Genomic DNA, 21,480 nt, shown 5'->3' on the forward strand with positions numbered 1-21,480 from the left:
ACGACGTGGCGGAAAATGCTGTAGCGGCGGCCGGCATCGTTTGCTCTTTAACCCGCGATTTGCTTGAGGCGGGCGATCAGTTCGTCGACGGCCTTGTCGACCGGAACCTTCTCGCTCACCACCCGGTTCATCGCCTTGGCCCAGACGTTCTCGTTGTTCAGGATCGTGAACTTCCAGTTCTTGGTGAAGTCGAACGGCGTGGTGCCGCCGGTGAACTGAGTGTAGACGGCTTTGCGATGCCGGTCAGCCTGCCAGAACGGGCTCTGCTGACTGGCCGTCGTCACCGGGAACCAGCGGCCGAGCGCGCCCTCGATATAGGGCCGAAGGTTTTCCTCCTGCAGCAGGAACTTGATGAACTCCTTGCCTTCGGCCTTGTTCTTGGCCGCGGTGAACATCAGCCCGGTCTTGACGTCGGAGCGGTACTTGATCGGCGTGCCGTCCGGCTTGTTGGGGAACGAGGCCGTGATGATGGTCTCGTCGTAGTTCTTCTTGCCGAGCGCCCGCTGTTCCGGCGTCAGCGCCGGGTTGTTGGCGTCGTCGAGCCATTTTGCCGCGATCGAGATCGTGAAGTTGTGCGTCATCACGATGGTCTTGTTGTGGAACGCGACGTTGTTGTCCGGATCCTTCCAGGTGGTGGACGAAGGCGGCGAGCAGCCCCTGGTGTAGGTGTCGGTGTAGTCCTTCAGCGCCTTGATCAGGTTTTCGCGCACCTTGGGATCGTCGACCAGAAGCTTGCCGTCGTCATCGACCAGCTTGACGTTATGGGCGTCCATGAAGGTGTAGAACGACTGGAACGAGTCGGTGGATTCCACGCCCATCGGCTGGCCGACGGCATAGATGCGCTGGCCGGTGGCCTTGCGGATCGCGGGCTGCACCTTGTCGCACCAGAACGACCAGTAATCTTCCCATTTGGTCGGGATGTCGCTTTGCTTGAAGCCGGCCTGCTCCAGCATGTCGCTCCAGATCTGGACGTGCATGCTCTGCTGCTTCAGCGGATAGCCGTAATAGGCCTTCTTCTTGGCCACGTCGTTGTAGAGCAGCGCGGTCTCCAGCGTGTTCGGCGCGAACGCCGATTTCATCGGCAGCAGAATGTCGCCGAGGTCCTCGAGCTTGCCCTCATAGGCCCATTTGCCCTGCGCCTGCACGTCGTAGCTGTCGGAATAGGCGACGTCAGGCACGGTGCCCGAATCCAGCGCCGCCACCGTCTTCGGAATCATGTCCTGAATGGCGTATTGCGACAGTTCGACCTTGATGCCGGTCTTGGCCTCGAACTTCTTGATCGCCTCGAGCAGCGCGTCGTCCTCGGACTTGTAGAAGCCCTTGCCGAACCAGACGGTAATGGTTTTTTGCTGGGCCATCGCAGGCGCTGTGGCGTAAAACAGCCCTACAGCCGCGACCGCGAGTGAAACTGCACCAAATCCCTTGAATCTCACGTTGTTCTCCCTGAATTTTGCCGGGGTTTTTGACCGGTTGGATTAGTGATAGCGCAACCAAACGGCGCGATCTAGATGCCGCGTTGCAAACTTTTTGTAGGGGAGGGTGTTCCAAAGCGGTCCGTTTTCGCAACGACGTCGTTTCAGTCTTGTCCTCCCGGCCTGGCGCGCAATCGCGTACAGGCGCCCTCCATCTTGATTGTGAGAGGGATTGAAGTTCCAGCCAAATCCAACCTCGGCATCGCCCGATATAACATGTGCATCGGCGGCTATGGGATACCGGCTTTGCATGCGCAATTGCCCATTCGTGCCGAGGCGACACAGCTTCGCATTCTCGCGGCCTGATAAGCCCGAGCTTTGCCAGAAATTCCTTGCCCTCGAAAATGAGGGCGCAGGGAAGACCGGGTGCGCGCTGCACCCGCGGTCCCGTGTGCGACTAGCACAAGAAATACTGCACACGAGCATACAGGGCAGCGGAGAACACCCGGCCTTCCCTGCGCAATGGCTTTACGGCTTATGCCGTGCTCTCCCCGGAGACGAGTTCTTGGTTGACTCCGTCGCTGCCGTTCCCGCTTGCGCTTCTCCGACAGCTTGACGCCTGCGACGGGCGCCAGGACCACACGGTTTTGCCGTACGCTTAATCCACGCCGTCGTCAGACGTGAACCAGCGTCCACCGCAACCCGTCCAACGTCCGTGACGACGGCCGACGCCCTTCTGAGTAGGACGGGATGGCGATAGATGCGCACTGATTTGGGTCGGCCGACAACGGAAATATTTTCGATTTACGGAAATTTCCTACTTGACACGATTTCCGTAAATCAGAACTGGTTTGCCCGTCGGTCGTTGTGTCGCGCCCTCGCTTGCGGATTTCTTGCGCATGCCTCGACGCAGTTCTCAGGGCGTAGGCAGATTGCGGGTGAGCCCATAAGCTCAAGCGATCGCCCGGCGTCTGCTTTACCCTGAACTAGGGACGCAATTCAGGCGTGGCGCGCGGTCCGAAAAGTGTCACGAGCGGACATCGCGAACCGATATGTCAAGTTTTCTGAACTTTCTCAGAATGCCTTTAATGATCGAGGCATATTCCTGGGATGCTTGAGTGGAGGAAGAATGATCATTGTAGCTTGGAATGATGTGCTTAACGGAATTGACCTAATGGTGGATGCCGCAGGGGTGGATTTGCTCATCGAGAAGTTGACCACCCTCAAAAACAGCACGTCGAGAAGCCATGTGCACATCGATGACGTAGGTACCGCTTCTCCGTGGGGTCACACCCGTATAGCAAGCGGGATCGTGATTGACTGGATCGGGGAGCCCGACCTCTTTGGCGAAGAGGGCTAAGGACATGGCCTCTCATTGGATTGCGGTAATCGTATTGCTTCTGATCGTTGCGGGCGGAATGGCGTTGGCTTGGTCGTATCGGAAGAAAACAAAAGCAGGCTTCGGGGCCGACGTTAATGGCCCTGGCTCGGCGATAGGCAGCGGAGACCATCATCACTCAGGTGGGGATGGTTTCTCTGCACATGACTAGACCTTTTCCGTTCCGATGGAATCGGAACGGGGCTCCAGATTCTTGTTTTGACGCGTTTTCTTCACGCGAACCGGTGCCACTTCGCGGGAAGACGCTCGAGAGGCGCGCCCATGTTTGTCCGCTTTGTAGTCGGCACCGACCGTGAAAACCACCGCTGGCTAACGGGCATCATCACTGAGGCTCGACTCCTTCGCGATCGGGGACAACTCGCTCCCTATCAGCAGACCTGCCTTGAGGACGCGTACGCGTGGCTGCACGCCCATCTCCCTTGTCCGCCATTCTCGACGAGTGACTGGGGCCCGGAAGCGGTTTCATGGTTCAAGGACACCGCCGAACCATCGATCAGAAAAATGTGGGAGATCGTGGCCCTCCTCAAGGAGCACGACGTCGGTGTACGCCTCCTCAGATCATGTAATCCAGGAAAGATTGTCTACGAGGACGACTTCCAGATCGTCGTTCGGGAGTGGAAGCGCCTATGAGCCGAAGCCGAAAGGCCATCTCTGCTTTGGGTCTGTCCGTACAGCCTTGCCACTCGGAACACTGACTTCGAAGATTTCGAACTTGTGAGCGGCTATCGAAGAGACCCATGGTAGATTAACAATATGACGACCATGGAACCCCAACTATTAACCGATGGCGGTGCAGCCGCTGCAGCGCCACTCATCGTCAATGGCTTGACCGTCCGACCGCGCGAGAAGGTCAATCTGTGGCACTACGGAATTCTTTTCCTGCCGGATTTTGCGATGCTCCTCGTCATCTTCGGTCTCGGCATGCGTCGGCTGTTGCGTTATCTTGACGCCAAGGAAAGTCATCCACTCACTAAGGTAGGCAGAGAGCTTCGCTCATGGGATCATCCTTGGGTGCCGCATGTCGTTAAAGACCGCCACTAACATCCTGAGCGTCTTCGAGATCGTCTTCTATGTTTTGACGTTTGCCGCCTGGGCGACCTTGGGCTTTCCAGCATTCAAGACAGTCGCGGTTTGCCTAATACTGATCATCGTCGCGGCCATCGTCTATCTTTGGATTGTGTCTCGCCAGCCCTGACGTCCTTAGCCTCGAAGTCTGCGTCGGCATGTCTCAAGAGTGCCACAGCGGGCCAGTTAACTGTTAAAGCCGACGTAGGCGATTAGGCCCTCAACGGACGTAGGAAGTTGCCCTCGCTCCTCGGACGGGCTGAGCACAGCTTTCTCTTTGCCCGCCTTGGTTCTCCGTGCTTCCAATAGAGAGCGGGCGCAGGCGCGAAGCCAGCCCGTGACGACTTCCGCGCCGTTCGGCACAGCCTGTTGGCCCGTAACGATTACCCGACTATTTCGCTCGTCCACCCCTAGCGCGAGACGATCTCCCGCAGCCGTGAATACAAATCCCTCACCGTTCTCGACCTACCAATGCTCCAACCACGCGCAAGCCTCACCGGCGCTGCGAAACACAGAGACGTCGCCGGCGGTTGCCTCGTCGCCGCTTTCATTCACAACGACAATGTCGCTAAGCCAATCGTTCGCCATCATGAGATGTTGCCAACTTGAAAGCATGTCTGCAACGGGGTCAAAAGCTGACACCTTCGCAGCCGCGCATGCTTCAATAGATGTGGTAGTGGGCCATTTACTACGGCCCCGCTTCACTTCTCGTTTAGATACCGCCCAAATCGTTTAATACCGCCCAAACTCTTCTTCAGTGCTTTGCAACTCAAACATCTCAAGAAGTCTCAGATAGTAGTTTCTTTCTGAATCAATTTCCCAAATCATGCCTTCCACATAACGACGCAAATCGGGATCGGTCATCGTATTGTCGTTCTCAAAGAAGTCGCTTGCTTCCTTAAGAGGCATTTTGTTTTCAAGAGCGGCTCGCATTACCGCAGCCGCCCTTCGACAGAAGTCAGCCCAGCAAGCTTCCGTAGCCATGTGATATTCCAGTACTTCCATTCCAGATCATATCGAGCCCCACAATCTCGCAACGCAATGGTCGCAGCCGGCCGACGATGTAACGATACCGGATATGCCCAGCGCTAGTAGAACAAAGCAAAACGCCGCTCCACCCAAGGTTTGGATCTGAGGCATAGTCCACGCGAATGCGATGCCTCCCACCAAAGTCGGAACGGAGACTGCGAGCATCGCGGGGCGTTTCCAAGACTTCACCGGTTGCGGACCCCAGAAGCAGATCGCGTTTATTGGATTGCAAAGGTGGCGCGGCATTTCACGGGTTTCTCAACAACAAGAAAACGGTACGCAGCCAATCCTGCGTTCTAATGAAGTGCCGAATTAAAATTGTATCGATTTTTCGCCACGTCCGCTCAGGGGCATTTTCGGAAATCAGCGCTTGCGTTGACGGGGTCCGCTCTTCCTCCGCGAACGGAACATTGTCCGCATCAGCCGCGAGGTCCGAAAAGTGCCGCCAATAGGCGACATGCTTGCAAAGGCACGGATCCGGGCTAATGCGCAATGGTCGTTCGTTTGTGTCCGCAAGAGGCCGTCGGCGGTGAACCTTTCGCGGGCGGCCCGCGACAAACAAGCCGCCATCGTCGCGACGGCGTCGCGCGATCGGCGCGGCACGCGCCGCCAATTGAGGTTTCTCATGCCGATCGTCCGAATCCTCCTGGTCCTTCTCGCGCTCGCTTCGCCGCTGTCGATGGCGGGAGGCGCTGTTGCGGGGCCGTTTGAGGATGCGCAGGCGGCGCATAGCAGACGCGACTACGCAACCGCGCTACGGCTCTGGCGTCCGCTGGCCGACCAAGGCAATGCTGAGGCGCAGTACGCACTCGGGTTCATGTACGATGGCGGCCAAGGTGTGCCGAAAAATTACGCTAGGGCTGCAAAGTGGTGGCGCCTCGCAGCCGATCAAGGCCATACCTTCGCCCAGTACAACCTGGGGACCTTGTACGACAACGGCAATGGGGTGCCTCAGAACAAAGCTGAAGCATTGAAGTGGTATCACCTTGCCGCCGAGCGCGGTAACGATGGTGCGCAGTTCAACGTCGGGGTCCTGCATTTCGCGGGCGTGGCCGTGTCCGAGAACCGGATCGAGGCTGCGAAGTGGTTTCGCCGCGCTGCAGACCAAGGTCATATTGGAGCGCAGGTATATCTTGGCCTCTGTTACGCTACAGGACTAGGCGTGCCGCAAGACAGTATTCAAGCATACATGTGGCTTAGTTTGGCGGCTGCGCGAAGTGACCAAGATGCGATCAGCAATCGAAATCGCATCGCGCAGCAGATGACCCCGGCACAGATCGCCGAAGCGCAGAAGCTGGCGGTTGAGTGGAAGTCGAAACCGGAACGGTAGTATTCCCGTGCGTCGCGGAAGCAATGTCTGCTGTGGGTCATTCGCGTCGTTTTGGCCGGACCACGGCGACTTCCGGTCTACCCCAGTGAACGGACATTCTCAGGATAGGCGGGCATGTCTCAAAGGTGCCAACAGCAGGACATCGAAGCTACTCGATCACCTCAGCGGCTGTGGCGAGCAGCGACTGCGGTATGGTAAGGCCGAGTGTCCTTGCGGTCTTGAGATTGATAATCAGCTCATACTTGGTTGGCGCCTGCACCGGCATGTCGGCCGGCTTCTCGCCCTTGAGGATGCGATCAACGTACCCGGCCGCGCGCCGATACTGGTCGATCAGGTCAGGCCCGTAGGAGATCAGGCCCCCGGCGGCGACGTAGTGGCGGGAGCCGTAGACCGCGGGAAGGCGATGCCGGTCCGCCTGTGTGATGATCAGGTTGCGATGACGGCTCGCCGCCGGGCTCGACGTCACGATCATGCCGCCGTTCGAGGAGCGCGCGAAGTTGGTGATGTCACGTTCGATCTCGCCGGCGTCACGCACGTTGACGGGGGTCGCTTGCATACCGAGCGACGGCGCTGCGGATTGGATCGCGCCGAACTGTCCGATCCCGGAGGCAATGGCGGAATCCCGAAGCACGGCCACACGTATGACACCTGGCGAAATCTGCTTGAGCAACTCCAGCCATTTGCCGCTCAGGCCGTATTCGAACGAAGTGAAGCCGGTGGCGTTGCCACCCGGCTGCGCCAGACTCGCGACGAAACCGGCGCCGACCGGGTCGATGACCTGCACGAACACGATTGGCACAGTGCGGGTCGCCTGCAGCAACGGCGCCGCGGTTGCGGTGCCTGTCGCAGCAACGAGGACGTCCGGCGCGAGCGCGGCCAAGTCGGCTCCGTGTCTGCGAAGTTCGTCGGCACTGCTTGTGGCCCAGCGAATGTCGATCTGCACGTTTCGGCCGTCGACCCAGTCCAATTGCGCCAAGCCCTGCAGAAACGCCCCAACCCAGGTCTGAAATTGTGAATCGTCCGCGGCCGAAGCCATTAGCACACCGATCCGTCGCATGCGCACGGGCTGCTGCGCGCGCGCTTCAACCGACCACGTGGCTGTCGCGACACCCATAAAACCGAGAAATTCCCGCCGTCTCATACTCCATCTCCAACAGGAGACAGCATCGTAACGACAAATAGGCGCTTTGATAGGGCTACGGGGCTTCCCTATTGCAACATGGGAAAGTGGTCGATGTCCGCCTTGGGTCGCCAATTCCAGAACAGACTGGGCTTACCGATTCAGGGCGCTTTCTGGCGCATCGAATACCATGGGTATTCTCACCGCTAGGCTATCCGTCCGCGTGGTCGTTGCCACGGTGCGCGGCGATGAACATGGCGACGGCCGACCGGCAATAGGATTCGATTTCGTTGTCGTCCTCTGCTTTCGCCTGATCGAAGCGTGCGATCATCAGGAGATCGGATCCTTTGAAAAGCGCGGCAAACAAGCGGGCGGACCGGAGAGGATCGGGCACGTTCAGAACCGCCTTCGCGTGCAACTGACACAACAGGGCCTCGATTTGGGCGATGACATGGGCGGGGCCGGCTTCGAAATGGAGCTTGCTTAACGAGTTTTGACTCGTCTTGTCGGCCATGACCATGGCTTCGACACTGCGGACGTCTGATCTCAACAACGTGCGAAGCAGTAATGATCCCACCGCCATGAGCTGGTCTTCGACCGAACCGTCGATGCCCTCAAGAACGGCTTGTGGTGCAAACAACTGATGGCAGCCGGCCGCCATGGCCGCGCTGAACAGCGACTCCTTGTTCTCGAAGTGCCGATAGATGCTGAGCTTGGATATCTTCGCTCGCTTGGCGACCTTGTCCAATGTCGTCGCTTGAAAACCCAACTCCACAAAGAGTTCGCGCGCGGCGTCGATGATCGTCTGGCCCAGCGCCTCGTTGGCGGGCCGGCCGCGCCGGCCCTGGCTGTTTTCAGTCACGACAATTTCAGTCCTTGACAGTATCCTAATTCTTAAATTACGATACCATATAGTATCTAAAATGTGCAAGCCAATGGTTCAACCTGTCCTCCAAATCAAGTTTCCCGGGCCGCCCGGCGAAATCGAATGCGGCACTGTCCGGCCGATCAACACAGTGATGGGCGACCTTCTCGTCGATGCCGAAGGCCTGCTCGCTGCCCGTCTCAGGCGCGCATCGTCTGACGATATTGCGCCGACTAAAACACAAGGCGACTGCCATGCAACGACGAGCCCTGCTGAAGTTAGCCGCGCTTTCCACCATCGGGCTCGCCCGCGCACAGGCCGCCGCCGGCCCGTCCCCCTCCATCCACAACACGGAGCCCTTCACCATGAATGACGTCATCATCATTGGCGGCAGCTTTGCCGGTCTCGCCGCCGCGCTGCAGCTCGGCCGTGCCCGCCGCAAGGTCACCGTTCTCGATACCGGTCTGCCGCGCAACCGCTTCGCTGGCCACTCGCATGGCCTGCTCGGCCACGATCACAAGCCGCCGCTGGACATCCTGGCCGAGGCGCGGCAGCAGCTCGCGCGTTATCCTACGACCAAGCTGGTCAATGCCCGGGCCGAAAGTGTCTCCGGCGCCATCGACGATTTCAACGTCCTCACTTCAGATGGCGAAAGCTTTCGGGCGCGTCGCCTGATCCTGAGCTATGGCGTCGCCGACCAGATGCCTGATATTCCGGGCTTTGCCGAAGGCTGGGGCACCTCTATCGTGCCCTGCCCCTATTGCGACGGCTTTGAAGTCGCCGGCCAGCATTGGGGCCTCGTCTGGTCCGGCCCGCAGTCGCACAATCAGGTCAAGCTGTTTCACGATTGGACCGACAGGTTGACGCTCTTCGCCAATGGTCATGACATTCCGCCCGATATCCGGGCCGATCTGGCGCGCCGCAACACACCTGTCGTCGATGGCCGGATCACCGGGATCGCCCATCACGGGGCGCATAATGCCACCGTCAAGCTCGATACCGGCCCCGATGTCGCGGTCGACATCCTGTTCGCGCATCCGCGCAACAAGCCGTCCGCAAGCCTGCATGAATCACTGGGCCTCGCCACGGTCGATACGCCCCTCGGCATCATCCTCAAGGTCGACGAGCGCCGCCAAACCAGCATGCCCGGCATCTACGCCGCCGGCGATCTCGCCAACCCCCTTACGCCGCCATCGGTCACCCTGGCATCATCGCATGGCGCGATGGCGGGTATCTTCGCCCAGCAGTCGATGGTGGTTTGAGAGCACCGATTGGAGATGAGCATGGCCGTCGAACCGGACAGCGCGGGTGTGCGCTTCCCTCCGCCCTTCGTCTATCTGGGAGCGCTGCTGTTGGGGCTGGCAGCGGAGCGGTTCGTCACCCTGCGCTCTTTCGGCATCGACTGGCGGTTGCTGATGGCGACGGGCGCGCTGCTGTTCGTTGCCGGCGCGGCGATGATGCTTGCGGCAGCGGGGCTGTTCCGGCGGCTGGGCACCAACGTTCCGCCGTCGCAGCCAACGACCCTCATCGCAACGACCGGTCCTTATCGGTGGACCCGCAATCCCATGTATCTCGGCATGGCGCTTATCTATGCCGGCCTTGCGATCGGCTTCGACGGGCCGATCGCCTTCGCCTTGCTCTCGTTGGTGCTGATCGCAATCCAGACGCAGGTGATCGCCCGCGAGGAGCGCTATCTCGAAGCGAAGTTCGGCGACGACTACCGCCGCTACAAGGCCGAGGTTCGCCGCTGGCTCTGACTATTCCGCCGCTGCCGCCTGCGGGGCCTTCTGATAACCAGCACCGGCTTCCTTGCCACGACCTATCATATTCTGAAGGTTGCGGGTCCACCCGATCTTGATCCAGTGCCGCATCCAACACGACGAAGACACCGAAACCGGCTTGCGCGAAGTCGGCCGCACGGTCCGTCTAACTTCCGCTTGGGTCATTTGCGGACGTGAGCGTCTGCGTCGGCGACTTCCGATTTGCCCCCAAAAGCAGGCATTACGATCTTTGCTGGATGCTTGCTTTGCTTCCAGGATCGGCTCGAGGAGATGGCGGAGGCGTTGTCCGTTGGGTGCTAGCTTGCGCCCGAGCCAGGTGCCGGCGCAGGACTGAGCGGAGCGCCGCCTACCGAAAAGGGGCCGGCGGGCTTGGGAAGTGGAGGGGGAGTTGGCGGAAGAACTGGTGGGAGTACTTTTCGCGACGCCTGGATGATCCGCGCGCGAGGATTTGGACGTGGGATGCTGGAAGTCGTGAGCGGTGGGATGCTGGAAGTCGTCAGCGGCGCCGCCTGATTCTGCAGGGAGCTCACCTGCGCCGTCAGCAAGGAGAGTTGACGGGTTATTCTTTTCAAATCCGTCTGTTGGGCTGAGGCGCTCTGCATGAGCGACATCAACACATCGGCGTTTTGCTCCTGCGATGTCTGAATGTCCCGCAATCCCGCCCGGACAACCGGATCCGGTACGAGGACCGGAGCCGGGGTCGGCGGAGGAGGTGCAGCGACGCGATTGTAATTTGGCGGGGAGAAGCGGCTGAAGTCCGGCAAGGAGAACCAATCGACGCTCGGCAATGAGAACTGATTGAAAACCGGCATTGAGAAGCCGCCGAAACTCGGCAAGGAATTGGCGGTGGCGGCACCAATGACGGCCATGGCAGCCAGCGAGACAGCTAACACCGGCACCGGTCTTGAGGCGACCTGCGGTGCCACGTCGGGCTGTTTGTCCTCTTGCGCTTCCCTGCCGGGTGCTTCGCTCACCTGCGTTCCCTACGTCTCAGCCCATCGCCGGTCGGCAAAACAAAAGAGCCATCGTGGTGACAAACCAGCAATGGCTCGCGCGCGCTTTTGCCCACCTGAATTCGGCTCAAATCATGGGCTCGTATGGTTAATGTTCAGTTATTCCGGAAGACCAGCCGGCGTCGGTGCCCGTCCGAGCAAGGTCGCAAGCGTCATCGTGAACAGGCTTGTGGTGCCGTCGTCAGTTCGGTTTTGTGCCCTCGGCAGCCGCCGGTGCTGCCGGCCTTGGGCCGCCGCCGGTGATCCGCTCGATCACCGAGCGCACGGCGTCGCGGGTCTTGCGATCCTTTACTGCATCCAGCAGCGGGGCTGCGCCCGGCGAGCGGCGGATCAGGCTTTCGGGATCGGGGAACACCAATGGATCATCCCACGGGCCCTGCACCACGAACGGCAGGTCGAAGCCGGGCGGCGCGTTGGGGGCTGATGTCAGGCTGGCGACGCCCTTCAGATCGTATTCGCGCGCCGGCACCGAGGCGGTGCCGGTCAGCGCGAGCCGCGTCGTGGGACCCTCGACGCGGACGTCTTCGGCGGTCGCGATGCCGTCGTTGAACTTTACCGACACGTTGAGCGTATCGAACGGCGTCGAGCCGTTGCGGAAATTGCCGCTGCCGGACAGCGGCCGCCGTTCCAGCCGCTTCAACAGCTGCTCGACATTGAAGCCCGCGATCGCGCCGTCACGGCCGGTCAGGTTAGCGGTGCCGTCGAGCGAGGTGACGAGCCCGAACGGGCTGGAGCCCGAGGCCACCAGCGAGACATTGAGATTGCCGCGGCCGGAGAGCTTGTTGATACCGAACAATTCGGATGCGCAGGCGTGCAGGTCGACATCGGTGAACTGGAACTGGGCCTTGACGTCGGCCACCGCGTCCGAGCGGGCGACGCCGAACGTGCCCTTGGCGATGCCGCCATACATCTGCGCCTCGGCGACCGAGAGCGCGAGCGCGCCGCCGCGCAGATTGGCGCCGAAGGCGGTGCGGCCGAGCTTGGTCGAACCGACCGTCACCTTGGCGGCCGACAGCCGCATGTCGAGATCGGTGGTCGACAATGAGTTCAGGTCGAACAATTGCCGATTCCAGTCACGCGCGCCGCTCGCCAGCAGGCGGAAGGTCGAGATGTAGGGCGTGAAATCCAGCGCCCCGGCGGCCAGCGTCGCCTGCAGCGCCTGCCGGCCGTTATTGGAGAAGGTCATCACGCCTTCGGCGACGTTGCCGTCGAGTTCGACATTCACATTGGTCAGCGCAACGGAACCGCCGACGACATTGGCGCGGGCCTTCAGCGCGAAGCGGCCGAAGCCGCCGCCGGGCGGCGACTGTCCCATCCAGCGCAACGCGTTGCGCAGCGACGGGCTGTCGATCGTCACCGTGCCTTCCATCATCAGGCTGGTGCGGTTGGCGAGCGCGCCATCGAATGCCAGTTTCAGCGGCGCGCTGACCAGCCGCGCCTTCACGCCGGAGCGATCGCCCGACAGCAGCGCGACGAAATCGCTGGCGCTGACCGAGCCGTCGACGCGCTCGCCGCGCCAGTCGAACTGTCCGGTGGCGGCGAACGAACGCGAAATCGACGGCCAGGCCAGCGACAGGTCGATATCGCTTAGCGCCTCGGAGACCTGGCTGGCGGCGTCTTCATAGTTGAGCACACCGTCCTGGATCCGGATCTCGGAGAACGACACCTGATTCTCGGCGCCCGGCTTCATGGCGCGGGCGATGGTCTCGACGAACGGCGTCCAGTTGCTCTCGCCATTGCCGTCCCTGACGACGCGGATATGCGGCCGAAGCATCATGACGTCGGCGATCTCGAACCGCCGCAGCAACAGCGGCAGCAAGCGCAGATTGGCCGTCAGCACGTCGACCTGCAGCGCCGGGTCGACGGTTGCGCCGCCCTTCAGCCTGACGTTGTGAAACGAGACATAGCTGCCGGGAAATACCGAGACGTCGATCGCACCCGAGACCACCAGGTCGAGCCCGGTGACGGCGCGAATCTGCGCCTCGACCGCCTGGCGCAGCGCGTCCCGGTTGAGGAACCAGGAGGTCCCGATCAGGCCGATCAAAGCCAAGCCGAGAAACGCCGCAATCGGCATCCCCAGGCGCTTCATTCCTTGGGCCATCGTCAAAGACATATCCAGGTCGGGTTGAGGTCGAGGGTTTGGTTGTCCGGGGCGGCCGCGTCTAGCTTTCAGCCCTTGCCAACCCACACAACCTGAAGGGTTTTCTTGACGCTTTCAAGGCCATCCTGGCGTTGTGAACCGCCGCCTGTGGTCCAAAAGCGCGCGCATTGACGCAGTGCGAAGATTTCGCCTAATAATCCCTGAGATTATGCCGGCCTTGAGCCGTTTCCTCCATCAGGTCAGACATCCATGAACAAGGTTTACCCCGACGCCAAATCGGCACTCGATGGCGTTCTCAAGGACGGCATGATGATCATGTCGGGTGGCTTCGGTCTTTGCGGTATCGCCGAGACCCTGTCGGACGCGATCCGCGAATCCGGTGTCAAGAACCTCATCGTCGTCTCCAACAATGCCGGGGTCGACGGCATCGGGCTGAGCCGGCTGCTGGAGACCCGGCAGATCAAGAAGATGATCTCGTCCTATGTCGGCGAGAACAAGCTGTTCGCCCAGCAATACCTCGCCGGCGAACTGGAACTCGAATTCAATCCGCAGGGCACGCTGGCCGAGCGCATCCGCGCCGGCGGCGCCGGTATCCCGGCCTTCTTCACCAAGACCGGCGTCGGCACCCTGATTGCCGAAGGCAAGGAAGTGAAGGAATTCGACGGCGAGAAATACATCATGGAGCGCGGCCTGTTCGCCGACCTCGCCATCGTCCACGCCTGGAAGGGCGATACCGCCGGGAACCTGGTCTATCGCAAGACCGCGCGCAATTTTAACCCGATGATGGCAACCGCTGCCAAGGTCACCATCGCCGAGGTCGAGCATCTGGTGCCGGCCGGCGAGATCGACCCCGATCACATCCACACGCCCGGCATTTTCGTCAAACGCATCATCGACGTCGGCACCGGCAAGAAGCGGATCGAGTTCCGCAACACCCGTCCGCGCCCCGCCGCATAAGAACTCAACAGGAAGCAGGAAAGCCCCATGGCCTGGACCCGTGAACAGATGGCCGCTCGTGCCGCCAAAGAGTTGCGCGACGGTTATTACGTCAATCTCGGCATCGGCATTCCGACGCTGGTCTCGAACTACATCCCCGACGGTATCGACGTCAGCCTGCAGAGCGAGAACGGCATGCTCGGCATGGGCCCGTTCCCCTATGAGGGCGAGGAAGACGCCGATCTCATCAACGCCGGCAAGCAGACGGTTAGCGAACTGCCGTCGACCAGCTATTTCTCGTCAGCCGAATCCTTCGGCATGGTGCGTGGCGGGCATATCGATCTGTCGATCCTTGGCGCGATGCAGGTGGCGCAGAACGGCGACCTCGCCAACTGGATGATCCCCGGCAAGATGGTCAAGGGCATGGGCGGCGCGATGGACCTCGTCGCCGGCGTCAAGCGCGTCGTCGTCGTGATGGAGCATTCCGCCAAGGACGGCCCGAAACTCCTGAAGACCTGCAACCTGCCGCTGACCGGCGAGAAGGTCGTCGACATGGTGGTGACGGATCTGGCTGTCTTCACCATCGACAAGCACGGCAAGGACGGCATGGCGCTGATCGAGCTCGCCGACGGCGTCACGCTGGACGAGGTCAAGGCCAAGACCGAAGCCGACTTCCGCGTCGCGCTGAAGAACGCGTAAGGCGCGACAAGATTCTATGGTCGTCCCGGCCTTGAGCCGGGACCCATACGCCGCGGCCTCTCGTTAGAGCGCTGTAGGAGAGACCTTCATCAAGCAATAGACGACCGGGGTTATGGGTCCCGGCTCAAGGCCGGGACGACGGAAGCTTGCCGTCTACGCCGGCCCTGACGGCACGTCGGAAAACCGCATGAGCCCGCACGCCCGACGGATAGCGATCTGAACCGGCGAGGGCGGCAACGCCGGGTCAAACCCACCCTTCGGCAGCAGCGGTGGCTGTGCCATGAAGCGCGGCCGCTCCCCTCGGTGAGGTTGCGCGGCATGAACGAGGAACGGATGGCACAGATAGACGGTACCCGCCGCGCCGATTGCCAGCTCAACCTCGCAATTTTCCGTTGAAGCGTAACTACTGGCCGAGAGCTGCCGAAGCGTCGCTCCGGCGTCGCCATACGGCAGCAACTCCCGCGCAATGGTCGAATGCGACCCTTTCCGTATCCTTGTCGGCGCATCGTCGTGGCCAACATCGGAGAACAGAAAGAGCATCAGCAATGCGCGCCCACGGCTCTTCACATTGACACGCCACTCCATGAAGTCGGGAGTGTCGTCGCCGAAACTCACGTCCACGTGCCAGCCATCGTCACCAGGGGATTTTGGCGAAGGAAAGCGGATCGGAAAGGTCCCGAGGCCTTGCGGCGCAAGCCAGCGGCGATCACCGACGAGTTGATCGTAGGCCTTGTGCAGAAGTGGCGTGTTGGCGGCCTCAACAAATGGCGGTGAAGCCTTGGACGCCACCCGAATAACCGGGTGAATCCACTTTTCGGGCTCGTCTGGCGAAAGGCCAATATCCGCCCAGAGCTCGTCTCTGCATTGCTTTGCAAGCTGGGCGGTGACGGCGTTTTCAATTTTGACAAAGCCATCGTTGATGAAGTTCTCGACCTGATCAGAGGTCAAGCCGATATACTCGGTCTTGGGCATACACATTCTCCGTCGGCCGTCGCATCAGCGCAGCCGTTTTGATCTAATCGGCGCGATGCGCCGGAACGACTTGGGGTCGCTCAGATCAGGGGGAAGAATGTGGACATGAACATCATGATGGGGACGTATACCGACGCGGAGGGCGGAATTAAGACGGCCAGGACTCCGATCAATGAGTCCGTGGAGCAGGATTCGCACCTACGCCGGCCCTGACGGCACGTCGGAAAACCGCGTCAGCCACGCCACCGGGCCGATGCTGGCGGCGACGATCAGCAGCGCCGCGAGCGCGCCGTCCTCAAAACTGCCGCGGCTGGCGAACTGGTAGATCGAGGTCGCCAGCGTATCGACGTTGAGCGGACGCAGCAGCAGCGTCGCCGGCAATTCCTTCAGACAGTCCACGAACACGATGATGACGGCGCCCAGCATCGCCGGCCGGAGCAGCGGCAGATGGATCAGCCGCATCGTGGTTGCTTGCTTTGCGCCGGCGGCGCGCGCGCTGTCGTCGTAGTCGTGCGGGATTCGCTCGAAGCCTGCCTTGATCAGTCCGGTCGGCACCGCCAGGAAGCGGATCACATAGGCGATCACGACGGCTGCGCCCGAGCCGACCAGGATCAGTCCCGGCAGTGGGCGTCCGAGCCATCCGCCGAGCGCGCTCAGGCCATTGTCGATCGCGAGCACCGGGGTCAGCAGGCCCAGCGCGAGAACCAGGCCGGGCAGGGCGTAGCCGGTTTGCGAGATGTTCATCGCAACGAGGCGCACCGGATCCGGGCGCCAGCGCCAGGCCAGGATGGTGGCAAAGCCCAGCCCGAGCGCGATCAGCGTCGCCAGCGTTGCGAACGCCACCGAATTGAAGGCATCGCGCCCCAGCGTCATGTCGAAATTGGTCAAGAGCCCGCGCTTGAAGCTCTGCTGCAGCAGAAACAGCACCGGCACGATGAAGCCGAGCAGCACCGGCGTGAGGCAGGCGGCAAACGTCCACCAGCCCCGGCTGCCGTGCAATCGCGTGCGCGGCGTCAGCCGCGGACTCTCGGCGGAAAACCCGGTCGCGACATTGCGGCGGCCATAACGTTCGATCGCGATCAGGCCGGCCACGATCGCCAGCATGAAGCAGGACAATTGCGCCGCGCCGGCGAGGCTGCCGCGGTTGAGCCAGGTCGTGAAGATCGACACGGTGAGCGTACGGACGCCGAGATATTCGCTGGCGCCGATGTCGTTCAAGGTTTCCAGCGACACCAGCGCCACGCCGACCGCCAGCGCCGGCCGTGCCATCGGCAGCGAGACGCGGAAGAATATCTGCAGGCGGCTGGCGCCGAGCGTTCGCGCGGCCTCGGCGAATTCGGCGCTCTGGAACTGAAACATCGTTCGCGCCGAGAGATAGACGTAAGGGTAGAGCACGAGGCCGATGACGATGATCGCGCCCGGCATCGAACGCAGATTGGGCAGGACGGCCACCGTGTCGCGCAGCGGAAACCAGATCGCCAGCGTGCGGTGAACCAGGCCGAGCGGCTCGAACAGGTCGGCATAGACGTAGGCGGCGATGTAGGTCGGAATCGCCAGCGGCAGCGGCATCAGCCACAACAACAGCGCGCGGCCGGGAAAGTCATGCAGCGAGATCAGCCACGCGGAGCCGGCGCCGATCACGAGCGCCAGCATGCCGACGCCGAACAGCAACAGCGCGGTGTCGAGCATCGCCCGCGGCAGCACGTAGGCGATCAGGTCCCGCCACAGATCAGGCGCGGGGTTCATCGCCAGCGCGATGACCGCGATCACGGGCGCGGCGACCATGATCGCGGTCATGACAGCGATTGCCGCCGAGATCCGTCCGGCGTGCGCGGAAGGGTTCACGTGAGGTTGGTCTTAGGTGAGAGGTGCCGGTGCCTCGACTGGCGAAGGTCTGCTCCCTCCCCCACGCACCCGGGGTTTACCCCGGTTGCGTACTTTGAATTTGCGCAAGTCGGGCAGGCCCGACTTGCGTCGGGGGAGGGCAGGGGAGAGGGGTAGCCGCGGGGTCGGTGGTCGTGGCTTACCCCTCTCCCTAACCCTCCCCCGCAAGGGGGGGAGGGAACAGGGCGGAGCAAGTCCGGGCAGCACGGCATAATCAGTCGTCAAAGCATCAATTATCAAAGCCGACCTTGTCTACCAGCGTCGCGGCCGCCTTGCGGTTGGCGGCGATCTTGGCGATCGGCAGGGTATCGGCGTTGAGTTTGCCATAGCCCGCAATCGTCGGGTTGATGGCGACGCCGGCGCGCACCGGGTATTCGTAGTTCTGGTCGGCATACATCTGCTGCGCCTTTTCACCGGCGAGCCATTCGATCAGCTTGACGGCATTGGCCTTGTTCGGCGCGTGCTTGGCCAGCAGCACGCCGGACAGGTTGACGTGGGTGCCGCCGCCCGCAAACGTCGGCAGGATCACCTTGGTGGCTTCCGCCCACGGCTTCTTTTCGGGATCGTTGTTCATCATCAGCGCCCAGTAATAGGTGTTGCCGATGCCGATGTCGCACTTGCCGGCGGCGACGTCGCGCGCGGCCTCGCGATCTCCGCCCGACGGTTTCTGCGCCAGATTGGCCTTGACGCCGCGCAGCCATTCCTCGGCTTTGGCCTCGCCGTACTTCGCGGTGTAGGCCGCGAACAGTCCGTTGTTGTAGATGTGCTGGCCGGAGCGGATGCAGATCTTGCCCTTCCACTTGGGATCGGCGAGTTCTTCATAGGTGATGGCGTCCTGCTTGACGCGATCCTTCGAGGCGTAGATCACGCGCGCGCGCATCGAAATGCCGGCCCAGTGTCCGTCGGGATCGCGGTATTGCGCCGGCACGACCTTGTCGAGCGCCTCCGACTTGATCGGCTGAGACACCTCGGCCTTCACCGCATCGTCCATGCGGCCGATATCGACCGTCAGCAGCACGTCGGCCGGGCTGTTGGCGCCCTCGGCCTTCATGCGCTGCTCGAGCCCTGAACTCGCCGAGACGACGTTGACCTTGACGCCGGTGTCCTTGGTAAAGGCATCGAACAGCGGCTGGATCAGCTTGGATTCGCGATAGGTATAGACGTTGACTTCGCCGTTATCGGCGGAAGCCGTGGTGATGGCGGACGAGGCCAAACCAAGCAACGCCGCTGATGCGGCGAAGACGCGAAATTTAATCATGATGGCTGCTCCGGCAGGCACGAGGATGATGCCGGTTTCACTAGCCCAGCGGATAGCGCGCACGAAGCGCCGCGATGTCGCGACTGCATTCTTTTAGAGCGATTCCAGATTGAAGTTTAGAAACATTCCAAAATATCTGTTCGACCTTGGCACGCTCCGTGCCTAATCTCGGCCTTAGCGGAGGTAAGCCGATGCGCGACATTCTCGAATATTGCATTGGCGGTACGAGGCGGAGCGTCGCCGCCGGCACCGAAGTTCTTCACGAAGGAGCCCGCACCGGGCATCTATATGTGCTGATCGAGGGACGGCTCGAGGTCATCAAGGGCGACACCATCGTTGCCACCATTGCCGAGCCAGGCGCGGTGCTCGGCGAAATGTCGGTGCTGCTCGACACGCCGCACACCGCCACCGTGCGTGCGGCGCAGGATTCGGCGATCTACGAGATCGACGATGCCGCGTCCTTCCTGCGGCAGCAGCCGGCGGTGTCGCTGATGATCGCGAGGATGCTGGCGCAGCGGCTCAACGTCGCCAACACTTATCTCGCCGATCTCAAGCGGCAATATGCCGGCCACGGCAACCACCTCGCGATGGTCGGAGACCTCCTGCAGAGCATGATCAACCTTCCGCCGACACAGGTTTCACCAGGCTCGGATCGGCAATCTGATCCAAGGATATGAGCCAGGGCGGCGCGGTTTGAATCGTTGCCGCCGGCCGCTGCAACGGCGCCTTGAGGTCGATCGATTGCGCGTGGTCCGCCGAAAGCCAGAACGCGGTCGCCTCGTCGAGATCGAGCACGATGTAGGTGGGCGGCCGGCCAGGCTGCAATCCGGTATTGAATACCCAGGTATCGCCGAGCCGGTCGAACCATGAGCCCTCGGAAATGAAGGGCGACTGGTGGACATGGCCCGAGATCACCATCGAGGGCTGGTGGCGCGCGATCCACTGCACGAGATCGACATCGCCGAAATACCGCTTGCCGCCCCAGCTGGTTGGCGAATTCGCAGGCGGCGCGTGATGCACCCAGATCCAGTGCGCCAGCCGCTCCACCGAGGCCTCCTGCAACTGCGTTTCGAGGCGCTGCTTGACTAGGGGACCGTCCCACCACGGACAGACCGTGAAGAGCGTGTCGCCGATGGTCAGGCTGTCGCCGTCGCAGGCGATGCCGAGTTCGCGGACCTCGCCGATCCAGCGCGAGATTTTTTCGCCCTCGGCGCTATGGTCGTCGAGGTCATGATTGCCCGAGCAAAGGATCACGCGGGTGATGCGTGAAAGCAGCGAGAGGTACTTCTTCACGACGACGATCTGGGCGCGGAAATCGACCATCGAGCCGATATCGAGCGCGTCGCCGGCAAAGATCACGAGATCGAACCGGGGTGCAGCGCTGAGCAGCCAGTCGAACTGCGGCAATGAATAATGCAGGTCCGCGACAACGAGACAGCGCATAGTCGGCCAATCCAGTTGCCTGACAAATAGGCGATCCGGGTCCGGATGCATTCAGGCAGCTGGATTCGAGCAAAAACTGTGCCGTGCCGCAGCGATCCGGGAGCGGCAGATACCCGCAGTTCGCCTTCTCAGTGCGTGATACCGAAATTCACCGCGGCCGTGTTGCCGCCGCTGACGACAACGGCCACGCGTTCGCCGTCGGCCGGCTGGTAGGCGCCGGACAGGATCGCCGAAAAGGCGGCGGCGCCGCCCGGCTCCGCCACGATGCGCAAGGCGCGCCACAGCGTCTGCTGCGCCTCGACGATCGCGTCGTCGGTCACCAGCACGGTTCGCGACGCGTATTTCTGCGCGATCGGGAATACAATTTCGCCGACGCGGCGCGGCGCCAGCGAATCCGCCGCCAGCCCGCCGGCCTCCGCATCGACGGGACGTCCGGCCTCCAGCGCCCTGGTCAGCGTCGGCGACGCAAACGGCTCGACACCGATCACCTTGATGCTGCCGGCGTACCAGGCCGCTATCCCTGCAACCAGCCCGCCGCCGCCAACCGCAACGAGGACCGTGTCGATGTTGGGAAGTTGTTGGTCGAGCTCCAGGCCGATCGTTCCCTGACCCATGATGGTTTCGTTCTGGTCGAATGCGTGAACCGGCAGCGCGCCGGTTTGCTGCGCCCAAGCTTCGCTTCCGGCGAGCGCATCCGCATAACCATCGCCCTCGATGGTGAGGTCGGCGCCGTACTCGCGGATGCGCGCGATCTTGGCGGGAGACGACACGCTGGGAACGAAAATCTTGGCCGGTATGCCGAGCCTCTTCGCAGCATAGGCGACGGCGGCGCCGTGGTTGCCACCCGATGCTGCGACGACGCCCGCTTTGGGGATCGCCCGTGTCAAAAGATTGGTGAAGGCGCCACGGGCCTTGAACGCCCCCGAGTGCTGCAGCAGTTCGAGCTTGAGGCAGATTGCGCCGGCGGACAGCCCGAACTCGCGGCCATCGGTCTCGACCACGGGCGTGCGCCTGATATAGGGCCGGATGATCTTCTCGCACGCTGCGATGGCTTGCGGCGTTACGGCTTCACCAGGTCCATTCATGGCAGTCTCCCGCAGCTTGCAGTCTACACGGGTGACGAAGCCCGCATCGCGAAACCAGGAACCCGTTCTCGCAGAAATCTGGCGGCCG

At 61.7% G+C, this 21,480-nt stretch carries 20 protein-coding genes; 9 read left to right on the forward strand and 11 right to left on the reverse strand.

The window, feature by feature from the left end:
• Window positions 1-47: 47 nt before the first annotated feature.
• A complete protein-coding gene (locus tag ABIE49_RS26705) occupies window positions 48-1,433 on the reverse strand; it encodes an ABC transporter substrate-binding protein (RefSeq protein WP_192736771.1) in 1,386 nt (461 codons plus the stop codon).
• A gap of 1,108 nt (window positions 1,434-2,541) precedes the next feature.
• Between ABIE49_RS26705 and ABIE49_RS26710 the strand changes: the two genes are divergently transcribed.
• The 3 genes from ABIE49_RS26710 (at window position 2,542) to ABIE49_RS26720 (ending at window position 3,852) form a co-directional block, all read left to right on the forward strand.
• On the forward strand, window positions 2,542-2,772 hold the full coding sequence (locus tag ABIE49_RS26710) for a hypothetical protein (protein WP_192736770.1): 231 nt from the start codon (window positions 2,542-2,544) through the stop codon (window positions 2,770-2,772).
• A gap of 300 nt (window positions 2,773-3,072) precedes the next feature.
• On the forward strand, window positions 3,073-3,441 hold the full coding sequence (locus ABIE49_RS26715) for a hypothetical protein (RefSeq protein WP_192736769.1): 369 nt from the start codon (window positions 3,073-3,075) through the stop codon (window positions 3,439-3,441).
• Between the two features lie 123 nt (window positions 3,442-3,564).
• Entirely contained in the window at window positions 3,565-3,852 is a 288-nt protein-coding gene (locus ABIE49_RS26720) for a hypothetical protein (protein ID WP_192736768.1), read from the forward strand.
• A gap of 756 nt (window positions 3,853-4,608) precedes the next feature.
• Here ABIE49_RS26720 and ABIE49_RS26725 read toward each other — a convergent pair.
• Window positions 4,609-4,860, reverse strand: coding sequence for a hypothetical protein (locus ABIE49_RS26725; protein ID WP_192736767.1), 252 nt, complete (start codon window positions 4,858-4,860; stop codon window positions 4,609-4,611).
• A 502-nt stretch (window positions 4,861-5,362) separates the two neighbouring features.
• Between ABIE49_RS26725 and ABIE49_RS26730 the strand changes: the two genes are divergently transcribed.
• Entirely contained in the window at window positions 5,363-6,235 is an 873-nt protein-coding gene (locus ABIE49_RS26730) for a tetratricopeptide repeat protein (protein WP_210337315.1), read from the forward strand.
• Between the two features lie 148 nt (window positions 6,236-6,383).
• Here the strand turns inward: ABIE49_RS26730 and ABIE49_RS26735 are convergent, their stop codons facing one another.
• Complete coding sequence (locus tag ABIE49_RS26735) at window positions 6,384-7,349, reverse strand: ABC transporter substrate-binding protein (RefSeq protein ID WP_192736766.1); 966 nt, start codon at window positions 7,347-7,349, stop codon at window positions 6,384-6,386.
• A 217-nt stretch (window positions 7,350-7,566) separates the two neighbouring features.
• Entirely contained in the window at window positions 7,567-8,217 is a 651-nt protein-coding gene (locus ABIE49_RS26740) for a TetR/AcrR family transcriptional regulator (RefSeq protein WP_192736765.1), read from the reverse strand.
• 368 nt (window positions 8,218-8,585) lie between these two features.
• Between ABIE49_RS26740 and ABIE49_RS26745 the strand changes: the two genes are divergently transcribed.
• A complete protein-coding gene (locus tag ABIE49_RS26745) occupies window positions 8,586-9,482 on the forward strand; it encodes an NAD(P)/FAD-dependent oxidoreductase (RefSeq protein ID WP_192736944.1) in 897 nt (298 codons plus the stop codon).
• 21 nt (window positions 9,483-9,503) lie between these two features.
• Entirely contained in the window at window positions 9,504-9,977 is a 474-nt protein-coding gene (locus ABIE49_RS26750) for a methyltransferase family protein (protein ID WP_192736764.1), read from the forward strand.
• A gap of 320 nt (window positions 9,978-10,297) precedes the next feature.
• Here the strand turns inward: ABIE49_RS26750 and ABIE49_RS26755 are convergent, their stop codons facing one another.
• Together ABIE49_RS26755 and ABIE49_RS26760 are read right to left on the reverse strand one after the other, a co-directional pair.
• Window positions 10,298-10,975, reverse strand: coding sequence for a hypothetical protein (locus tag ABIE49_RS26755; protein WP_192736763.1), 678 nt, complete (start codon window positions 10,973-10,975; stop codon window positions 10,298-10,300).
• A 220-nt stretch (window positions 10,976-11,195) separates the two neighbouring features.
• A complete protein-coding gene (locus ABIE49_RS26760; protein WP_192736943.1) occupies window positions 11,196-13,115 on the reverse strand; it encodes an AsmA family protein in 1,920 nt (639 codons plus the stop codon).
• A gap of 249 nt (window positions 13,116-13,364) precedes the next feature.
• Between ABIE49_RS26760 and ABIE49_RS26765 the strand changes: the two genes are divergently transcribed.
• On the forward strand, window positions 13,365-14,072 hold the full coding sequence (locus ABIE49_RS26765) for a CoA transferase subunit A (protein WP_192736762.1): 708 nt from the start codon (window positions 13,365-13,367) through the stop codon (window positions 14,070-14,072).
• A gap of 27 nt (window positions 14,073-14,099) precedes the next feature.
• A complete protein-coding gene (locus ABIE49_RS26770; protein ID WP_192736761.1) occupies window positions 14,100-14,750 on the forward strand; it encodes a 3-oxoacid CoA-transferase subunit B in 651 nt (216 codons plus the stop codon).
• A 153-nt stretch (window positions 14,751-14,903) separates the two neighbouring features.
• On the opposite strand, the gene ABIE49_RS26775 is transcribed toward ABIE49_RS26770, so the two are convergent.
• The 3 genes from ABIE49_RS26775 to ABIE49_RS26785 all read right to left on the reverse strand — a co-directional run bounded on the left by ABIE49_RS26775 (window position 14,904) and on the right by ABIE49_RS26785 (window position 18,864).
• Window positions 14,904-15,722 carry a phytanoyl-CoA dioxygenase family protein gene (locus ABIE49_RS26775; protein WP_192736760.1) on the reverse strand — a complete coding sequence of 273 codons (819 nt, stop codon included), beginning with the start codon at window positions 15,720-15,722 and terminating at the stop codon, window positions 14,904-14,906.
• 198 nt (window positions 15,723-15,920) lie between these two features.
• Complete coding sequence (locus tag ABIE49_RS26780; protein ID WP_192736942.1) at window positions 15,921-17,519, reverse strand: ABC transporter permease; 1,599 nt, start codon at window positions 17,517-17,519, stop codon at window positions 15,921-15,923.
• A gap of 316 nt (window positions 17,520-17,835) precedes the next feature.
• Window positions 17,836-18,864, reverse strand: coding sequence for a Fe(3+) ABC transporter substrate-binding protein (locus ABIE49_RS26785; protein ID WP_192736759.1), 1,029 nt, complete (start codon window positions 18,862-18,864; stop codon window positions 17,836-17,838).
• Window positions 18,865-19,055: 191 nt separating this feature from the next.
• On the opposite strand from ABIE49_RS26785, the gene ABIE49_RS26790 reads away from it, so the two are divergent.
• Window positions 19,056-19,541, forward strand: coding sequence for a Crp/Fnr family transcriptional regulator (locus tag ABIE49_RS26790; protein WP_192736758.1), 486 nt, complete (start codon window positions 19,056-19,058; stop codon window positions 19,539-19,541).
• On the opposite strand, the gene ABIE49_RS26795 is transcribed toward ABIE49_RS26790, so the two are convergent.
• Window positions 19,480-20,307 carry a metallophosphoesterase family protein gene (locus ABIE49_RS26795; protein WP_192736757.1) on the reverse strand — a complete coding sequence of 276 codons (828 nt, stop codon included), beginning with the start codon at window positions 20,305-20,307 and terminating at the stop codon, window positions 19,480-19,482. The genes ABIE49_RS26790 and ABIE49_RS26795 overlap by 62 nt on opposite strands.
• Before the next feature lie 128 nt (window positions 20,308-20,435).
• Complete coding sequence (locus ABIE49_RS26800; RefSeq protein WP_192736756.1) at window positions 20,436-21,392, reverse strand: threonine/serine dehydratase; 957 nt, start codon at window positions 21,390-21,392, stop codon at window positions 20,436-20,438.
• Window positions 21,393-21,480 lie beyond the last annotated feature (88 nt).

The sequence above is a fragment of the Bradyrhizobium sp. OAE829 genome (assembly GCF_040546575.1).
Lineage (GTDB): Bacteria > Pseudomonadota > Alphaproteobacteria > Rhizobiales > Xanthobacteraceae > Bradyrhizobium.

What these genes read in the sequence shown, in the direction of transcription:
- ABIE49_RS26795 (WP_192736757.1), bottom strand. Translation starts at nt 20,307, where the DNA reads ATGCGCTGTCTCGTTGTCGCGGACCTGCATTATTCATTGCCGCAGTTC.
- ABIE49_RS26760 (WP_192736943.1), bottom strand. Translation starts at nt 13,115, where the DNA reads ATGGCCCAAGGAATGAAGCGCCTGGGGATGCCGATTGCGGCGTTTCTC.
- ABIE49_RS26710 (WP_192736770.1), top strand. Translation starts at nt 2,542, where the DNA reads ATGATCATTGTAGCTTGGAATGATGTGCTTAACGGAATTGACCTAATG.
- ABIE49_RS26770 (WP_192736761.1), top strand. Translation starts at nt 14,100, where the DNA reads ATGGCCTGGACCCGTGAACAGATGGCCGCTCGTGCCGCCAAAGAGTTG.
- ABIE49_RS26715 (WP_192736769.1), top strand. Translation starts at nt 3,073, where the DNA reads ATGTTTGTCCGCTTTGTAGTCGGCACCGACCGTGAAAACCACCGCTGG.
- ABIE49_RS26745 (WP_192736944.1), top strand. Translation starts at nt 8,586, where the DNA reads ATGAATGACGTCATCATCATTGGCGGCAGCTTTGCCGGTCTCGCCGCC.
- ABIE49_RS26735 (WP_192736766.1), bottom strand. Translation starts at nt 7,349, where the DNA reads ATGGGTGTCGCGACAGCCACGTGGTCGGTTGAAGCGCGCGCGCAGCAG.
- ABIE49_RS26725 (WP_192736767.1), bottom strand. Translation starts at nt 4,860, where the DNA reads ATGGCTACGGAAGCTTGCTGGGCTGACTTCTGTCGAAGGGCGGCTGCG.
- ABIE49_RS26775 (WP_192736760.1), bottom strand. Translation starts at nt 15,722, where the DNA reads ATGCCCAAGACCGAGTATATCGGCTTGACCTCTGATCAGGTCGAGAAC.
- ABIE49_RS26730 (WP_210337315.1), top strand. Translation starts at nt 5,363, where the DNA reads ATGCTTGCAAAGGCACGGATCCGGGCTAATGCGCAATGGTCGTTCGTT.
- ABIE49_RS26765 (WP_192736762.1), top strand. Translation starts at nt 13,365, where the DNA reads ATGAACAAGGTTTACCCCGACGCCAAATCGGCACTCGATGGCGTTCTC.
- ABIE49_RS26750 (WP_192736764.1), top strand. Translation starts at nt 9,504, where the DNA reads ATGGCCGTCGAACCGGACAGCGCGGGTGTGCGCTTCCCTCCGCCCTTC.
- ABIE49_RS26780 (WP_192736942.1), bottom strand. Translation starts at nt 17,519, where the DNA reads ATGACCGCGATCATGGTCGCCGCGCCCGTGATCGCGGTCATCGCGCTG.
- ABIE49_RS26790 (WP_192736758.1), top strand. Translation starts at nt 19,056, where the DNA reads ATGCGCGACATTCTCGAATATTGCATTGGCGGTACGAGGCGGAGCGTC.
- ABIE49_RS26720 (WP_192736768.1), top strand. Translation starts at nt 3,565, where the DNA reads ATGACGACCATGGAACCCCAACTATTAACCGATGGCGGTGCAGCCGCT.
- ABIE49_RS26800 (WP_192736756.1), bottom strand. Translation starts at nt 21,392, where the DNA reads ATGAATGGACCTGGTGAAGCCGTAACGCCGCAAGCCATCGCAGCGTGC.
- ABIE49_RS26785 (WP_192736759.1), bottom strand. Translation starts at nt 18,864, where the DNA reads ATGATTAAATTTCGCGTCTTCGCCGCATCAGCGGCGTTGCTTGGTTTG.